Here is a 17,092-nt window from a genome sequence, read left to right on the forward strand (position 1 = left end):
ATGGACCAGACCACAAGCACGACGGCTCTTGAGTCGCTGCAGCAACTGATTGAGTGCCTTCAAACCGACAGCGGGAGTGAACCAGACAGTATCAGCGAGCAAATGAATCAGCTGGCAGATCTGTTTCACGATCAGGGGATGCCGGGATGTGGCGACCTGATGGCCCTGCTGGCAGAGCAGATCGAGGCAGAACAGGGAGCAGCTCTGAGCCCGGCCCAGGCTGAGAGTGTGCTGCACCAACTGGGCCTGATCTTGAATGCAGACACGCCGAAAAGCCTGCTGGAATATGTGCAGCAGGCGCATTTAACAGACGTATGGGACTCGCCACTCGACCCACAGGATCTGGAGTTACTGCCACAGCTGTTGGAAGAAGAATGGCCACGCCTGCGTCGCCTTGCAGCTCCTCTCGAAACAGCTGCCGCGATCGAGGCTCAAGCTGACATGGACAGCTGCACGCCTTCAGAACAGTTATTGAACTGCTTTGAGCACACTGACGACCCAGAGGCACTGGCCGAGGGGCTGGCTGAGCTGAGTGAAACACTTGCTGCGGATTCGCCGGTATTAGCGGACCTGGTGGCCCTGGCGGCCGAACGGGTTGAGGGAGTGGAAGCCCTTCATGCCACTCCCGTTCTTGAATTACAGTCTGCATTGCAACAGCTGCTGCAACACCCTGACCAACAGCGGGCAGTCAGTATTCTGGATCTATTGCTCGACCCACGCTGGCCAGAACCGCTGGACCCGAGTGAACAAAAGGATCAGTTAGAGCTTATTCAAGAGACGTTGCCCGCCGCCCCCGACGGACCCGAAAATCACACACAGGCCGATGCAGATCCATTCATTGATGAGCACCGAAATGGCGACCGCTTTTGTGAGGTGGACATGTCGCTGCTGGAGCAGGATGGCCCCGCCGTAGATCCGGGCATTATGGCCATGCTGACGAGTTCACTGCAGGCATTGGAGCTGCAGTGGCAACAACCACCCAGCGACACTATGGCACTATTGGAGACTAGCCTGGACGCCCTCCAGCCCTTGAGCCGCGCCTGCGCTACCGTCAATCTGACTGGAGCCCAGTTGCTGCTGCAGGGTCTTGGCGCCAACCTCCACCTCTTTCGCCAGCATCCGGAACAATTTTTCGACTATAACCGCACCCACTTTGCCCACTGCCTCAGCGCTTTGCATCAACACCTGGAGGCGCCAGCCGACAAGTTGATCCGAGAAGATCTGATTGATTGCCTCAGTGATGACTGCCTGCCTATTCATACTGACCCCCAGCAGGCCGCTTTTATTTCAGGACTGCTGGCACTAACCAGTCTCCGATCACCGGACCAAATAGAACTGCAGACCGCCACAGCAGACGATATTGACCTGAGTACAGGTGATGAAATAGATCTTCAGCTGATGGATATGCTGTGCGCCGAGTTGCCGCTTTTGGTGGATGAGTTCCAGCTACAGCTGCAAGCTGTGATAAGTGACCGAGATGTCAACGGTTTGCTGGGCGCACAACGTGCCGCACACACCATCAAGGGGCTGGCCAACATGGCAGGCATACGCGGCCTTGCCAACTTGACTCATCATCTTGAAGACATTCTGGAAGTATTGACCGATACCTCCACGCTCCCCGGTGAGCAGCTGTCACAAGACCTGACGGATGCAGCCGACTGTCTGGCCCAGATGAGCGAGACTGTAACGGAAGGCGGTCAACTGCCTGAAACCGCCTTGATCCAGCTACAGCAGTTGATGAACTGGTTCTTCCGGTTGCAGACAGAGGGGGTTGAGTGTGCTTCAGCAGCACTCGACGATACAGAGCGCCACCGTCGTCGCGAACAGGCCGAGTTTCAGGCAGCAGAGCCGCAGCTCAACACTCCGGCTCAGCAGGAATCTCGTGACAATAACCAGATACGCGTTCCGGTCGGTATCCTCGACAATCTGTTCCGTATTACCGGAGAGTCAAGCACGCTGAACGCACAGCTGGATGACAGCCTGCTGCAACTGCGCCGCCTGACCCGCTCCAACCGAGACCGCCAGCGTGTACTGCAGACAGTGATGTTTGATCTGGAACAGCAATTGCACGACCATTTCACCCTGACACCTTCCATGCAGGAAGGGGACACGGACTTTGACCCGCTGGAGATGGACCGTTATCACGATATGCACGCGACCTTGTCGCAACTGCAGGAAGCCGTTGCCGACGTACGTGAAGTTGACCATCAAACAGCTCAGCAACTGAGGCAGCTCACTGAACTGCACGTCGCTCAGGCCAACTTGCAGAAAGAGTCTCTGGAAAACGTACTCAACACCCGATTGGTGCCTGTCAGAAGCATCACCTCTCGCATGCAACGCATCATGCGACAAGCCTGCCGAGCCTCGGGCAAGCAGGCGCGACTTGTAATTGAAGGTGAAAGCGTAATGATGGACAGCCAGATCTTGAATCAGCTGGCTGACCCTCTGATGCACATCATCCGCAATGCCGTAGATCATGGCCTGGAAACACCGCACATGCGGTTCGAGGCTGGCAAGGATGAAACCGGCACACTGAAAATCAGTTTCAGCCAGCGCCAGAGTAAAGTCCAGGTCAGTTGTGAAGATGACGGCGCCGGTATTAATCTGCAACGCGTACGTGAAATTGCCGAGCGCAAGCAGTTGATTCAGCCATCCTCGGTATTGAGCGATGCTGAAATCCAGCGCTTGATTCTTGTGCCCGGTTTTTCAACGCGGGACGAAATCAGCCAGCTGTCCGGTCGCGGTATCGGCATGGATGTGGTCTATCAGCAGGTTTCCCGCATGCAGGGTACACTCACCATTCATTCACAGACGGGCAAAGGCACCCGGTTTGACCTGTCGATGCCGGCATCTTCCCTCCTCGTACACACCCTGCTGGTACGTTCGGGCAACGGAAAAATCCATGCCTTGTCCAGCCACAGCATCAGCAAGAACCTGCTTTCACTTGACGGGCAGCTGCAGACACATAATGAACGGCCCGTTTTCGTTACGGCAGATGCAGAATACCCTGCCTATACCCTTGAAGGCCTGACGGGTGAAGCCGTTCCGGATTATGCCGCCATGCGCATACACCCTGTCGTACTGGTACAGCTTGATCAGGATGAGGAAGCAGCCGTATTTGTACCTGAAATACTGGCGCACCGAGAGCAGGTCTTCAAATCGATGGGGGAGCATATACCCGACATCCCTGGCATTCCGGGCGTGACCATTCTTGCCAACGGCGAAATCGCTCCCATTATTGACCTGCAGGCCCGCGTACGTCACCGGCACTCGGTACTGGCAACGGCTCTGGAATCGCCTGATGCCAACCTTGACCTGCACTTGCCACGCTTGCTGGTCGTTGACGACTCACTCAGTGCACGCAAAACACTCGAGACATTGCTCAGCGACAGTGGCTACGATGTCACCACGGCCATTGATGGACTGGATGCACTCGACAAGGTGCGCGCCAACCCGCCCGACATGATTTTGACGGACCTGGAAATGCCCCGCATGAGCGGCATGGAACTGGCGGCCATTGTACGCAACAGCCAAAACTTCAATGATATCCCCATCATCATGATAACCTCCCGCTCAACGCGCAAGCACCGTGGCGAAGCCGAAGCCGCAGGTGTTTCTGCCTACCTGACCAAGCCCTGGACAGAAACGGCCGTGCTTGAACAAGTACAACAGCTCCTGTTCTGAACTTTTCTGACATCAAGGCGGTCTTTTCACTGGCACACATGTTGCTGGAAAGTCCGCCCTGCTCGACCGCATTTGGTGGACTCTGGAGCCGTCAAAAGGTATAAATTACTCTCATTCAGCGCATATTTCATCGACCGCTAATACATGAATTCACCCGCTACCGACCGGAGCACGCCCAGCAGATGAGCCTATTCTGGATTCCGTTATTACCCCTGATCGGCACCCTGGTCCCCCTGTTCACCGAACGCTTCGGCCGCAGCGCCTGTGCGTGGTTCACAGCCATGCTGCCGGCACTGTCACTGTTTCTGGTACTGCAGGCCGTGCCGCAGATATTTGCCGGCGAAACCCTGCAGCAAACGTTCAGTTGGATACCGGCGTTGGGTCTCGAGCTGTCGTTCCGGCTCGACGGCCTTGCGCTGCTGTTTCTGCTACTGATACTTGGCATTGGTCTGCTGATCATTTTGTATGCCCGCTATTACCTCTCGCCCCAGGATTCCATGGCGCGCTTCTATGCCTACCTGATCCTGTTCATGACATCGATGGTCGGCATCGTGACATCCAACAACCTGCTGCAGCTATGGATGTTCTGGGAGCTGACCAGTATCAGCTCCTTTCTGTTGATCAGTTTCTGGCACCACAAGAGCGAGGCACGCAAGGGCGCCCGCATGGCCTTGACGGTTACGGGTGCCGGGGGGCTTGCCCTGCTTGCAGGCCTGCTGCTGGTCGCTCATATTGTCGGCAGCTACGACCTCAGCGTGGTACTGGCCAGCGGTGATACTTTGCGCGAGCATGCAGCCTACCCGGTTGCATTGATTCTGGTTCTGCTCGGTGCCTTCACCAAGTCGGCCCAGTTTCCATTTCATTTCTGGCTGCCACATGCCATGTCAGCTCCCACACCGGTCAGCGCCTACCTCCACTCGGCTACTATGGTCAAGGCAGGCATCTTCCTGCTGGCTCGCTTCTATCCGGTTTTGTCCGGTACCGAGCTCTGGTTCCTGACCGTCAGCCTGACTGGCCTTGCCACCCTGCTGCTGGGTGCCTATATCGCGCTGTTCAAGCATGACCTGAAAGGGCTGCTGGCCTACTCCACCGTGAGCCATTTGGGCCTGATCACGCTGTTGCTGGGCATGGACACCGAACTGGCCGCCGTGGCAGCCGTGTTTCATATCATCAACCATGCCACATTCAAGGCATCGCTGTTCATGGCCGCGGGGATCATTGATCACGAATCCGGTTCACGCGACATGCGCAAGCTGAACGGTCTGTGGCATTACATGCCGCATACTGCCACGCTGGCGATGGTGGCAGCAGCATCCATGGCCGGTGTACCTTTGCTCAACGGCTTTCTGTCGAAGGAGATGTTCTTTGCCGAGACACTGCATCAGGTAGCTCTGGGCTCACTGTCCTGGATGGTACCGGTACTGGCGACGCTGGCGGGTATTTTTGCAGTGGCTTACTCGATGCGCTTTATCCATGACGTGTTTTTTAACGGCGAGCCGATCGACCTGCCCAAGACACCCCATGAACCACCGCGCTATATGAAAATACCGGTCGAGATTCTGGTAACACTGTGTCTTCTGCTTGGCATTTTCCCCGGCTTCATCGTGGGCGGGCTACTGGAGTCCGCATCGTCGGCGGTGCTGGACGGCAATGTGCCGGAATACAGCCTGTCGATCTGGCACGGCTTCAACCTGCCATTGCTGATGAGCATCATCGCACTGGCTGGCGGCCTGATGATCTACTATAACCGCCGTCACCTGTATCAGTTCCAGGCTCAATTCCCGGAAACCGATGCCAAGCTGGTGTTTGAGCGCATCATTCAACAAATGGTGCGCACGGCTCGCAGTATCCACGGCTTCCTCGAGAACGGCTCTCTGCAGCGCTACATGTTCCTGTTGCTGCTGTTTGCACTGGTTTTGATGGCAGGCCCATTGATGGATCTGAACACCACAGCCGGCCTGCGCCCTCACCTGCCGATCGATGCAGTTGAAATCACGGCAGCCGTACTGCTCTGCCTCAGCGCACTGGCGACGGTGGTGTGGCACCGCAAGCGTATGATTTCACTGCTGACCCTGTCGGTGGTCGGGCTGATCGTGTCCATTACCTTTGCCCGCTTCTCGGCGCCGGACCTGGCCCTTACTCAGCTTTCGGTCGAGGTGGTGACCGTAATCCTGCTGATGTTGGCCCTGTTCTTCTTGCCACAGAAGACGCCCAAGGAATCCTCCCCCAAGCGGGTGGTCCGCGATCTGGGTATTGCAGCCATGCTCGGCGGCATCATTGGCACCATCAACTATGCGTTGATGACCCGACCGCTGCACAGCATCTCTGACTTTTTCCTGGCCAACAGCAAAACCGGTGGCGGTGGTACCAACGTAGTCAACGTGATTCTGGTGGATTTCCGTGGTTTCGATACCCTGGGTGAAATTACGGTACTGGGTATTGCAGCTCTGGGTATCTACAAACTGATCGTACGCATGCGGCTCTACATGCCTGCCGGGGACGAGAGTGGCCGTGCCTGGGCCAGCGACCGTCACCCCATGATGCTGGCCGTCATTTCGCAGAGCCTGCTGCCCTTGGCCCTTCTGGTGTCGGTTTACATTTTCCTGCGTGGCCATAACCTGCCCGGCGGCGGCTTCATTGCCGGTCTTGTTACCTCTGTCGCTTTGGTCCAGCAATATGTTGCTCATGGGGTCGACTGGATCAAGGAGCGCTTGAAGGTCAATTACCAGTGGCTGATTGCCAGCGGTGTGCTGATCGCCACCCTGACCGGAATGGGCAGCTGGTTCTTCGACCGCCCGTTCCTGACATCCTGGTTCGACTATTTCAGTCTGCCCTGGATCGGCGAATTTGAACTGGCCAGCGCCATGCTGTTTGATCTTGGGGTTTACCTGACCGTTGTGGGGGCTACCCTGCTGATCCTGGCCAACCTGGGCAAACTGACTACCAACCATCGACCCACTTTGCCGGAGTCTGAATAATGGAAGCCGTATACGCGACCTGTGTCGGCCTGCTGACCTTTTCAGGGATTTTCCTCTGCCTGCGGGGCAGAACCTTCCCGGTGGTGCTCGGCATTACCCTGCTGTCCTACGCCGTCAATCTGTTCCTGTTTTCCAGTGGGCGTTTGAAGCTGGATGGTGCGGCCATTCTTGGTACCTCTTACAGCTACGCTGACCCGCTGCCACAGGCGCTGGTACTGACGGCCATTGTGATCGGTTTTGCCATGACCGCCTTTATCGTCATTCTGGCCATGCGTGCCCGTGCCGACTTGGGCAATGATCATGTGGACGGCCGCCTGCCACCACAGCCCGAAACCAAGGCCCGCAGCCGTAAGGAGAAGGCATGACCGCACACCTGCCCATTTTGCCGATCCTGATTCCCATGATTGGCGCCCTGTTGCTGCTGTTGCCTCCATTGTGCGGCAGTCCGGATCGGCAGCGTGCAGCCGCTCTGCTCTTTTCGGCATTGACACTGCTCGTATCCATCCTGCTGCTGCAGGTTCAGCAACAGGGGATTCAGCTTTACGTTCTGGGCGACTGGCAGCCTCCATTCGGTATTGTGCTGGTCGCTGACCGCCTCTCCAGCCTTCTGGTGCTGTTGACCTCGGTGTTGGGGCTGGCCTCGATTCTGTATGCCTGCGCCGGCGATGACCGCACCGGTTCCTACTTCCACCCGCTGGTACTGTTCCAGATCATGGGCATTAATGGCGCATTCCTGACCGGTGACGCCTTTAACCTGTTCGTCTTCTTTGAGGTGCTGTTGATTGCCTCCTACGCCCTGCTGATTCACGGTGGTGGCAAGCAAAAGACTCAGGCAAGCTTTCACTATGTCGCGCTGAATCTGGTCGGTTCGAGCCTGTTCCTGTTCGCTCTGGGCATTCTTTACGGCACACTTGGCACCCTGAACATCGCCGACATGTCGACCAAGATTGCAGCGCTTTCCGGAGGTGAGAAGACCCTGGCCCGTGCCGGTGGCCTGTTGTTGCTGGTGGTATTTGGCCTTAAAGCCGCGATGCTGCCGCTGCATTTCTGGCTGACACGTACCTATGCGTCGGCCAGCGCCCCCGTTGCTGCGCTGTTCGCGATCATGACCAAGGTCGGCATCTACAGTATTTTCAGAATCCATACCGTTGTATTCGGCGAAAATGCCGGTGAGCTGGCATTCATGGCCCAGCCCTGGATCTGGCCGCTGGCCCTGCTGACCCTGGTGGTTGGCAGTATTGGCGCACTTGCCAGCCCCAACCTGCGCGAGCTGACGGCCAACCTGGTGGTAATTTCGGTGGGGACACTGCTGGTATCGATCGCGCTGCAGAACGAAGATGCCACATCGGCCGGGCTCTATTACCTGGTCCACAGTACGCTGGTGTGCGCAGCGCTGTTTCTGATCGCAGATCTGATCGGGCAACAACGCGGCAAGGCCGCTGACCGTTTTGTGGTATCTCGTCGCGTACGCCAACCGGCACTACTGGGTGTGCTGTTTTTTGTTGGTGCCATGACAGTGGCTGGCATTCCGCCATTCTCAGGCTTTGTCGGCAAGGTTTTGCTGCTGCAGGCCGCCCACGGCACCACTGAAATGCTTTGGGTATGGCCGGTCTTGCTGATCAGTAGCCTGATTGCCATCATCGCACTGTCACGTGCCGGTACAACGCTGTTCTGGCGTCGCAGCACCGACAAGAGTCAAGGCGAGGTCGCTTCACCCTGGCACCTCGCTGCCGTTACCCTGCTCTTGCTGGCAGCCCCGATGCTTGTGGTTTTGGGTGGCCCAATGACGGAGTATACCCGTGAGGCCGCACACCAGCTGCACTCTGTACCGATTCACTTGCCTGTTCTGCTGCCGGGAGGTCCTTCATGAGTCGCTCATTCTGGCTGCCCATGCCGATACACAGCCTGTTGCTGTTTATCGTTTGGCTGTTGCTGAACAACACGGTTGCACCGGGGCATATTGTACTCGGCGCGTTTCTGTCACTGGTGATCCCCATACTGTGTGCTCCACTCAAAACCGAGCAGCCTCATGTGAGGCGCCCTTTGCTGGCACTGAAGTACATTCTCAAGGTGCTGGGGGATATCGTGGTTGCCAATATCGAGGTTGCCATTCTGGTACTGGGACCGGTGCGCCGGCTGCAGCCAGCGTTCGTTGCCGTGCCGTTGGATATTAAGGAAGAGTTGCCGATTACGCTGCTGGCCAGCACCGTTTCCCTGACACCGGGCACCGTGAGCTCGGAGCTGTCGTCGGACCACAAGTGGCTCTATATTCATGCGTTGCATGTGACCGATGAACAGGCTCTCATTGCCACCATCAAGTCACGTTATGAAGCGCCGCTGAAGGAGATTTTTGCATGCTAGACACGGCACTCATGATCGTCAGCGGCATTCTCTGTGTTGCCCTGATTCTCAACCTGTGGCGACTGCTGCGCGGGCCTGATCTGTCGGATCGAATTCTGGCGCTGGACACCATGTATATCAACAGCATCGCCCTGATTCTGCTGTACGGCATGTACATGCGTACCAGCCTCTATTTTGAAGCAGCTTTGCTGATTGCGATGCTAGGCTTCGTCAGCACCGTGGCCCTGTGCAAATATCTGCTGCGCGGCGACATCATTGAATAGGTTTGCATATGACTTTTTGGGTTGAACTTCTGGTATCCATATTGCTGCTGATCGGTGGCTTCTTTGTGCTGGTAGGCTCGGTCGGCCTCATCCGGCTGCCCGACTTTTATACCCGCCTGCACGCACCAACCAAGGCGACCACGCTAGGCATGGGCGGTATTCTGATCGCCTCCATGATCCTGATGACTTATGAACAGGGCTATCTGAGCCTTCATGAGCTGCTGATTACCCTGTTCTTGCTGATCACGGCTCCAGTGACCGCTCACATGCTAGCAAAGACCGCGCTGCACCATGAGAACCGTGCCTTGAAACGCACCCGCTCGCTGCACCTGATGAAACCGGCCCGTGAACAACAGGCGCCCACCGCCGCAAACGAACATGAGTGACCCTCAATCACCACTGCAGCAGGCCGATCTGGAGTGGCAGGATGGCGTGCCGTCATCCACGCTTTTTGACGATATCTATTTCAACCGCGCAGGCGGCGTAGCGGAAACGCGCCATGTTTTTCTGAATGCCAATGCACTTGAGCAACGATTCAGTGAAGCCAGCGGCGCTCCTTTCGTGGTGGCCGAAACCGGTTTTGGAACCGGGCTGAACTTTCTGTGTTGCCGCGCGCTATGGCTGCAACAGGCGCCAGCAAAGCAGCAGCTGCACTACATTTCCTGTGAGAAATACCCGCTAAGCGCTGCCGATCTCAGGCAGGCTCTGTCGAACTTTGCCGAATTCAGCGATGGGGCCAAGCAGCTTCTTAAAAGTTATCCACAGCCGGTCGCCGGAGCCTATACCCTCGTGTTTGATGCCGGGCGTATTCTGCTGACGCTGCTGCTGGGAGATGCACTGGAGATGCTGCCCCGACTCGATGCGCGAGTGGATGCCTGGTTTTTGGACGGTTTCGCCCCGGCACGCAACCCTGAACTCTGGAATGAACAACTGTTCAGTGAAATTGCACGCCTTAGCAGGCCGGGCAGCACCTTTGCGACCTTCACCGCAGCCGGAGTGGTTCGGCGTGGCCTGCAGGAGGTCGGTTTCGAAGTCATCAAGCGCCCTGGCTTTGGCCGCAAGCGGGAAATGCTCAGCGGTCGAATGACTCTCGCCCCCTTTGACGCCACACCGGCGGACACTCCGATCTGGTTTCAGCGCCCAGCCGCTGCCATCACGGACGAGCCAATTGTGGTGATTGGAGCCGGCATCGCCGGTGCTTCCACCGCCTACGCTCTGGCATCGCAGGGCTACAGGGTCATTGTACTGGAACGTCATGCAGCCCCGGCGATGGAGGGTTCAGGCAACCCGCAGGGCGCTCTGTATGCAAAATTGCCCGCCAGCCCAACCCTACACAGCCACTTTCATCTCAGCGGCCTGATTCATACCAGCGCGTTGCTGGCTACTCTTAGCGAGGAACACCCCGAGCTAGGCCAGTGTTGCGGTGTACTGCAGCTGGCTCTGACCGATAAGGAAGCCGAACGGCAACAGCAGGTCATCGAACAGGCCGCCTACCCCAATTCTCTGGTTCGTGCCGTGGATGCGGCAACCGCCAGTGAGCTGGCAGGCATCACAACCGGTGAGGGCGGGCTGTTTTTCCCCACCGCAGGCTGGATAGCGCCTGCCCGGTTGTGTGAGTTGCTGCTGTCACACCCCAATATTGAGTGCCACTACAACACGCCCGTTGAGACACTTGAGCGTCGTTCCGGGCGCTGGCACCTGGGCAACAGCGGATTCAGTAGCGAGCAGGTCGTGGTCTGCTGCGCCAGCCAGGCCGTGAGGTTTGATCCACTGTCACAGTTGCCGCTCAAACCAATCAGAGGCCAGACCAGTCAGGCGTCTGCACCGGCCGGGCTCCCGCCGCTGAAAACGGTCGTCTGTGGTGAGGGCTATATCTCCCCTCCGCTGAATGGTGAGTACTGTTTCGGTGCATCATTTGTACTGCATGACAGCAATGATCAGGTACGACAGGAAGAGCACCAGCACAATCTCGACATTCTGCAGCGGGCTCTGCCAAAGCTGGGCCAGGCCCTGCAGCAGCAGTCGCTTGAGGGCAAGGTCGCATTTCGCTGTAGTACACCCGACTATCTGCCGCTGGCGGGTGCAGTAGCGGACCACGACGCTTTCATCGAGACCTATGCCAAGCTGCGCGATGATGCCCGTTGGCCCTTCACTGCACGGCCTCCGCTGCAGCGTGGGCTCTTCGTGAATGTGGGCCATGGATCGAAAGGGCTGCTCAGTGGTCCAATCTGTGGGCAGTTGATCGCGGCACTGATCAGCGGTGCGCCGTTGCCGCTTGCTGCAGATCAGGTTCGGATCCTTAACCCGGCGCGTTTTATGGTCAAGAATTTGATCCGCAAGACGCTATAATAAGAAGGCCGGCATTATCCGGCACTGGCGGAGTAGCAGTTTATGGCACTTGTCATCTACGATCAGGGGTATCGGATCCAGACACCGGTTGAGTCTCTGTTTCGCCCCCGCGGAGTGGAAGGTCTGACTCAAAGCATCAACAGTGCTGCTGTACCGGGCTCTGAAGACCAGATTCGTCAGCAACAGGATCTTGAGCAGCGCATACAGCTATCAAAGGAGCGCTTTCAGGTTCCCGGTGAAAGTCCAGGCAAGGCTTCGCAGAAAGCCTATCAGGACGCCAGCACCGCCGGTGACAAGCCCAAAAAGCCGCAAGGGCTGCGGGCGGCCCAGATCATGACCAGCCCCGTGCTCACCATTCCGCCGGAAACCAGTCTGCGTCAGGCCTGGGCCTTGATGCAGGAGCAGGAAGTTTCGCATCTGATGGTGGTAGATGCTGACGAACGGGCATTGGGCATTATCTCCATACACGACATCATGCAACGTGGCACTGACTCACCGGTCAGTGTCACTCAGGCCTATCATCGCCAAATGATAGTAGCTTCACCCGACACTGAGGTTTCCAGCATTGCCGCCAGCTTTGTGCGTTACCCCATCGGCGCAATTCCGGTGATAGACCGCGACGAGAAGCTGGAAGGCATTGTGTGTCGCACCGATCTGATCAGAATGCTGATCAATGATGGTCACGTAGAGAGCTGGGCCTGATCAGTCCGGAGGCAGCTGAGGCTTAATGCCTGGACGAGGTGCAGCCGCACGGCGTGCGTCACGCTCCAGATCACCTTCGGGGCTCGGGCTGTCATCTTTCTGGCCCCCAAACAGTCTGGCCAGAAACCCGAACACTTTTTTCACTCCGCGCCAGAGTTTCGGCAACAGCCAGACCAGCAGCAGGATAAACAGTATGAGCCCACCCAAAAACCATAACGGGTGGTTAAGGGCCGTCCAAAGCCCTCCGATTACAAGCAGGTCCTCACTGAATGACGCGACCCAATTGCTGACCGGCTCGGGAGAAGTGTTGATCATGACCCGACTGCCCGCCTTGAGTGCATGGCTGCCTGCGGCCACTGAAGCGCCGGTCAGGGCTGCTGCAAGCCCAACAGCTGGGCTCAGATCACCCACGGCTCCCGCCGCCAGAGCAGCTCCTGCAGGGATGCGAATAAAGGTATGCAAGGCGTCCCAGCCCGTATCAACCCCCGGTGTTTTGTCAGCGAAAAACTCAACGCAGTACATGAAACCGGCGGCAATCAGCACCAATGGATCAGAGACTATTTCCAGCCCCGGCGGCAGGCTGATATGGCCCATATTGTTCAGTACACCCAGCATGAGCACCGTGGCATAAAGATTGATGCCACTGGCCCAGGCCACCCCCATCGAAAGGGCGATCAGTGTACTGATCTGATCCAGTTGCTCCATCCACTATCTCCTCGCCGCCGGGCTCAGTGATCAAACTCCGGCAAGCGTTCACGGGGCACAATGTTGCACTGACCGGTGCTTTCGCTGAACAGCAGCAGAGCCTCACCGCTGATCAGCTTCAGTCGAATCTGCTCGGCCTTCTGTGCCAGACTGAGTTCCTGTTCACCATAGTCGGTGCCGTCACGACTGACAAACTCCTCCAGCAGATTCTGCAGTGTATCCGGGTCTAGTGACTGCCAGGGAACAATCATGCCTTTTCCCAAGCCTGTAACTGATTCATAAATGCATCCTCGTCCAGTACCTCAATGCCCAGCTCTGTCGCCTTGTTCAGCTTGGAACCCGCACCCGGACCGGCCACCACACACTGAGTCTTGCCGGAGACGGAGCCGCTGACCTTGGCACCCAGTGCCAGCAAGCGATCCTTGGCCTCGTCTCGGGTCATGGTTTCGAGCGTTCCAGTCAGTACCCAGGTCTGCCCGGCCAGTGGCTGTGTGGAGCCGGTATCAGACGGACCCTCGCACTGCCAGTGCATGCCAAAGGCCTTTAGTTGCTGCTCCAGTGCCCTTGCCTGCTCACACCAGTCAGGCTCTGCCAACTTCTGCAGCAGGCCGCTACGCGCCTTTTTGCTGAGCTTGGCAACCGATTCCAGTGCCTCGGCATCTGCCTGCAGAAGAGGCTCCAGTGACTGGAAGTGATCGGCCAGAGCCATAGCACCGGTTTTAGCCACTCCCGGTATGTCCAGCCGCTGCAGCAACATCGGCAGACTGATGGCGCCCTGCAGCGCTGCTGCAATATCGGCCTCCTGCTGAAGTTCAATGCCCTGTGCCAGTAATGCATCCATCACTTGGCAGTTATGCTCGTCCTGCATGAAGTTATGAATCTCATGCCCTACTTCCAGCCCGATATCCGGCAACCATGTCAGCAGCAACGGCAGTGCCTGACGCAACCGCTCAAGAGACCCCAGCTGCAGCGCCAGCGTGCGCGCCGTGCCTTCCCCCACTTCCGGAATGCCAAGCGCGTAGATAAAGCGGGCCAGCTCCACGCGGCGGCTGGACGCAATGGCGCTGTACAGTTTTTCAGCTGACACCTGTGCGAAACCGTCGAGTTCGAGCAGGTCTTCCACCCGTAGTCGATACAGATCAGCCGGAGACTTTATCAGGCCACGCTCAACCAGCTGTTCAATATTCTTTTCGCCCAGCCCATCTATGTCCATCGCCTTGCGCGAGACAAAATGGATCAGGGCCTGGGTCAGCTGGGCACGGCACGAGAGTCGACCGACACAGCGGTAGATTGAGCCTTCACTGACCTGTTCCCGCCCCTTGCCTCGCTTGATCAGCCGAGTACGCTCCACATCCGATCCACATACCGGACAGGATGAAGGGATGCTGATGTTTTGTTCAGTGCCATCGCGACGCTCCTTCAATACCTGTACGATTTGCGGAATGACATCACCGGCACGGCGTACCGTGACCCAGTCACCGGCATGCACATCAAGTCGGGCGATTTCATCCATGTTATGCAGGGTCGCGTTGCTGACGGTGACTCCGCCCACAAAGACCGGTTCCAGCCTGGCCACCGGTGTGATTGCTCCGGTTCTGCCAACCTGAAACTCAACCGCCTTGAGGCGTGTAATCTCTTCCTGAGCCGGGAACTTGTGCGCAATGGCCCAGCGCGGTGCGCGGGCGACATAGCCCAGCGCTTCCTGCTGATCAAGCCGGTCCAGTTTGAATACAATGCCATCAATGTCGTAGGGCAACTGATCGCGCTTATCCGCCAGTGAGCGGTAGCTTTCCCGACACCCCTCCAACCCATCAACACGCCGCATTTCCGGATTGATTTTCAGTCCCCAGCGGTTGAGTTGTTGCAGCCGTTCAATGTGACTGCCCGGCAGCTCCCCGTCCGCAACCACGCCGGTACTGTAACAGCAGAACTCCAGCGGTCGCCGGGCGGTAACCGCCGGATCCAGCTGACGCAGGCTGCCAGCGGCGGCATTGCGCGGATTGACGAAGGTTTTTTCACCGGCATCACGGGCCTGTTCATTGAGCCGTTCAAAACCGGCTCTGGGCATGTAAATCTCGCCCCGCACTTCCAGCAGCCGTGGCCAGCCTTCGCCCAACAAACGCAAAGGCACGCTGGGCAGGGTGCGTACATTAAGGGTGATATCCTCACCTGTATAACCATCGCCCCGGGTTGCAGCACGCACCAATCGGCCCTGCTCGTACAGCAAGCTGACCGCCAGGCCATCCAGCTTCGGTTCACTGACAATGGCCAGCGGCGCATCAGAGCTCAGCCCCAGACGTTCACGGGCGCGGCGAACAAAGGTAGCCATCTCGTCATCACTGAAGGCGTTGTCCAGCGACAGCATGGGCTGTTCATGACGCACTTCGGCAAAGCCTGAATCCGGCTTTTTACCGACCCGCTGTGTAGGTGAGTCTTCACTCACAAGCTCTGGATATTCTGCTTCCAGCGCTTTGAGTTCATTGAAAAGCCGGTCATATTCCGCATCCGGAACACTCGGCTCGTCCAGCACGTAATAACGGTAACTGTGTTGTTCGATCTCGGTGCGTAACTGCTTGGCACGGGTCACGACGGATTCAGGCAGGGTCATGGAGTCTGGGTCTGGTCAGAGGTGGAACGAAAGCGGGTATCAGTGTACCCGCCGGGTGCGGTTGTGCATCTCGAACTCGCGAATGCGCTCGCGATAGTGCTCCTTGGTTTGCGGACGCATGACTGAGCGGTCTTCATCCAGCAGATCGCCGTCGAGGTGCTTGGCAAGCGTTTCAGCGGTCGCCAGCATGCACTCATAAGCGTTCATTGGATCATCCGGTTCACTCATGGACATGAAGAAGGACACGGCAGGTGTTTGCAGCTGCTCCAGATGCTCTGGGTCAAAGGTACCCGGTGCAACGGCGTTGGTCATACTGAATTGGACGGCAGCATCGGGCGCATCTGTTTCACTGCGATGATAAATCGACATTTCGCCCCATTCCATGCCACAGGCCGTAACGATCTTGTGCAAAGCGGGTCCCGGCAGCAGCTGACGGTTACGGCCAACGACCGTGATCACCAGAACGTGCTCGGGATCGGGTGCACTGCGCAATCCGGGCCGTGGTTTTTCAGGAGCCGACGCTTCAGACACTGCAGGTGTCGGTTCTGCTACAGCGGGGCTTTCTTCATCCAGACCCAACTCGGTACTGCTGAACAGGGATTCGTCCGGTTCGGCTGGCAGCTCAGTGGCCGTCAGCCCTTGCAATGGATCGTTCTCAATACGCTGGCGCGGAGAAGGTTCTGGCTGTTCATTCAATGAGCGCTTATAGGCCGCAAGGGTGTCATCCGGGAGATCAGCCGCATCGGGTGAGGGTACCTTGTCGAACAGGATCGGAATGGGCTGCTCAAAATCCAGCTCCATGCGGTCATTCAGGCTGGTACTGATCTGACTCTCTTCGTGCGCGGTATCGGTATTGAAGTCAAGTGAACCGCCCTGCAGTTCACCCTGTTCGACGGCGCGCAGCAGCTCAGGATCATCGTCAATCGTCTGTTGTACCGGCGCTGGTGTTGAATCGTTTTCTGCTGTTGATTTCTTTCTGTTCCGAACCGGACGAGCACGGCCCGTCTCAGTATCGGCAGGAATATCATCAAACAGCGGGTCCATCTCGCTAAGCTCTGCCTGTACCGCCGTGGCATTCGATGGCTGCTTCGCGGGTTTGGAAGTGATCGATTCATTGAATACCGGCTCACGCCGCACTGGCTGTGGCGGTGTTGTTGCGGCTCGTTCAGGCTTTGCTGCGGCTGGCTTTTGTGTCGGGGTTTCTCGTACGGATTCCTGACTGCGCCGCCGTGCACCACCGTTAGGTAGTTCAGGGTTGTGCTGCGACGGTTCTGCCTCACCCAACTCCGAAAGAGTACGGTCAATTTCCAGACGCAAACGATTGCGGTTGGCACTCACACGGCGCCAGCCGTCAATCAGAATCAGTACCACGATCAGTATACCGCCGATGATGAGCCATTCGCGCAGACTGATATCCATACCCTTGCCTTTTACCTGTTCGA

At 57.4% G+C, this 17,092-nt stretch carries 13 protein-coding genes; 9 read left to right on the forward strand and 4 right to left on the reverse strand.

Annotated features, from left to right (window positions below; all coding sequences use genetic code 11):
* The 9 genes from ACAM29_RS12090 to ACAM29_RS12130 all read left to right on the forward strand — a co-directional run bounded on the left by ACAM29_RS12090 (position 1) and on the right by ACAM29_RS12130 (position 12,337).
* A complete protein-coding gene (locus ACAM29_RS12090) occupies positions 1-3,684 on the forward strand; it encodes a response regulator (RefSeq protein ID WP_369624294.1) in 3,684 nt (1,227 codons plus the stop codon).
* A 182-nt stretch (positions 3,685-3,866) separates the two neighbouring features.
* On the forward strand, positions 3,867-6,662 hold the full coding sequence (locus ACAM29_RS12095; RefSeq protein WP_369624295.1) for a monovalent cation/H+ antiporter subunit A: 2,796 nt from the start codon (positions 3,867-3,869) through the stop codon (positions 6,660-6,662).
* Positions 6,662-7,027 carry a Na+/H+ antiporter subunit C gene (locus ACAM29_RS12100; protein WP_091822323.1) on the forward strand — a complete coding sequence of 122 codons (366 nt, stop codon included), beginning with the start codon at positions 6,662-6,664 and terminating at the stop codon, positions 7,025-7,027. The genes ACAM29_RS12095 and ACAM29_RS12100 overlap by 1 nt, the downstream gene beginning before the upstream one ends.
* Entirely contained in the window at positions 7,024-8,532 is a 1,509-nt protein-coding gene (locus ACAM29_RS12105; RefSeq protein ID WP_369624296.1) for a monovalent cation/H+ antiporter subunit D, read from the forward strand. The genes ACAM29_RS12100 and ACAM29_RS12105 overlap by 4 nt, the downstream gene beginning before the upstream one ends.
* Positions 8,529-9,023 carry a Na+/H+ antiporter subunit E gene (locus tag ACAM29_RS12110; RefSeq protein WP_091822328.1) on the forward strand — a complete coding sequence of 165 codons (495 nt, stop codon included), beginning with the start codon at positions 8,529-8,531 and terminating at the stop codon, positions 9,021-9,023. Before ACAM29_RS12105 ends, ACAM29_RS12110 begins: the two co-directional genes overlap by 4 nt.
* Positions 9,017-9,286, forward strand: coding sequence for a K+/H+ antiporter subunit F (locus ACAM29_RS12115; protein WP_091822331.1), 270 nt, complete (start codon positions 9,017-9,019; stop codon positions 9,284-9,286). Before ACAM29_RS12110 ends, ACAM29_RS12115 begins: the two co-directional genes overlap by 7 nt.
* An 8-nt stretch (positions 9,287-9,294) precedes the next feature.
* The gene (locus tag ACAM29_RS12120; RefSeq protein WP_091822334.1) at positions 9,295-9,672 is read left to right on the forward strand and encodes a Na+/H+ antiporter subunit G; all 378 of its coding nucleotides are present in this window, start codon (positions 9,295-9,297) and stop codon (positions 9,670-9,672) included.
* Positions 9,665-11,635 carry a bifunctional tRNA (5-methylaminomethyl-2-thiouridine)(34)-methyltransferase MnmD/FAD-dependent 5-carboxymethylaminomethyl-2-thiouridine(34) oxidoreductase MnmC gene (gene mnmC / locus ACAM29_RS12125; protein WP_369624297.1) on the forward strand — a complete coding sequence of 657 codons (1,971 nt, stop codon included), beginning with the start codon at positions 9,665-9,667 and terminating at the stop codon, positions 11,633-11,635. Before ACAM29_RS12120 ends, mnmC begins: the two co-directional genes overlap by 8 nt.
* Before the next feature lie 42 nt (positions 11,636-11,677).
* Positions 11,678-12,337: a CBS domain-containing protein gene (locus tag ACAM29_RS12130; protein ID WP_091822339.1), complete on the forward strand. Its 660-nt coding sequence runs from the start codon at positions 11,678-11,680 to the stop codon at positions 12,335-12,337.
* Here ACAM29_RS12130 and ACAM29_RS12135 read toward each other — a convergent pair whose 3' ends face one another.
* From ACAM29_RS12135 to zipA, 4 genes are read right to left on the reverse strand one after another with little or no spacing between them, the layout of a single operon-like run.
* The gene (locus tag ACAM29_RS12135; RefSeq protein ID WP_354409812.1) at positions 12,338-13,042 is read right to left on the reverse strand and encodes a DUF4126 domain-containing protein; all 705 of its coding nucleotides are present in this window, start codon (positions 13,040-13,042) and stop codon (positions 12,338-12,340) included.
* A 23-nt stretch (positions 13,043-13,065) separates the two neighbouring features.
* The gene (locus ACAM29_RS12140; RefSeq protein WP_206839151.1) at positions 13,066-13,293 is read right to left on the reverse strand and encodes a YheU family protein; all 228 of its coding nucleotides are present in this window, start codon (positions 13,291-13,293) and stop codon (positions 13,066-13,068) included.
* The gene (gene ligA, locus ACAM29_RS12145) at positions 13,290-15,650 is read right to left on the reverse strand and encodes an NAD-dependent DNA ligase LigA (RefSeq protein ID WP_369624298.1); all 2,361 of its coding nucleotides are present in this window, start codon (positions 15,648-15,650) and stop codon (positions 13,290-13,292) included. Before ligA ends, ACAM29_RS12140 begins: the two co-directional genes overlap by 4 nt.
* 39 nt (positions 15,651-15,689) lie before the next feature.
* Positions 15,690-17,069 carry a cell division protein ZipA gene (gene zipA, locus ACAM29_RS12150; protein WP_091822351.1) on the reverse strand — a complete coding sequence of 460 codons (1,380 nt, stop codon included), beginning with the start codon at positions 17,067-17,069 and terminating at the stop codon, positions 15,690-15,692.
* Positions 17,070-17,092 lie beyond the last annotated feature (23 nt).

Source organism: Marinobacterium sp. BA1, from assembly GCF_041155135.1.
GTDB classification, from domain to species: Bacteria; Pseudomonadota; Gammaproteobacteria; order Pseudomonadales; family Balneatricaceae; genus Marinobacterium; species Marinobacterium iners.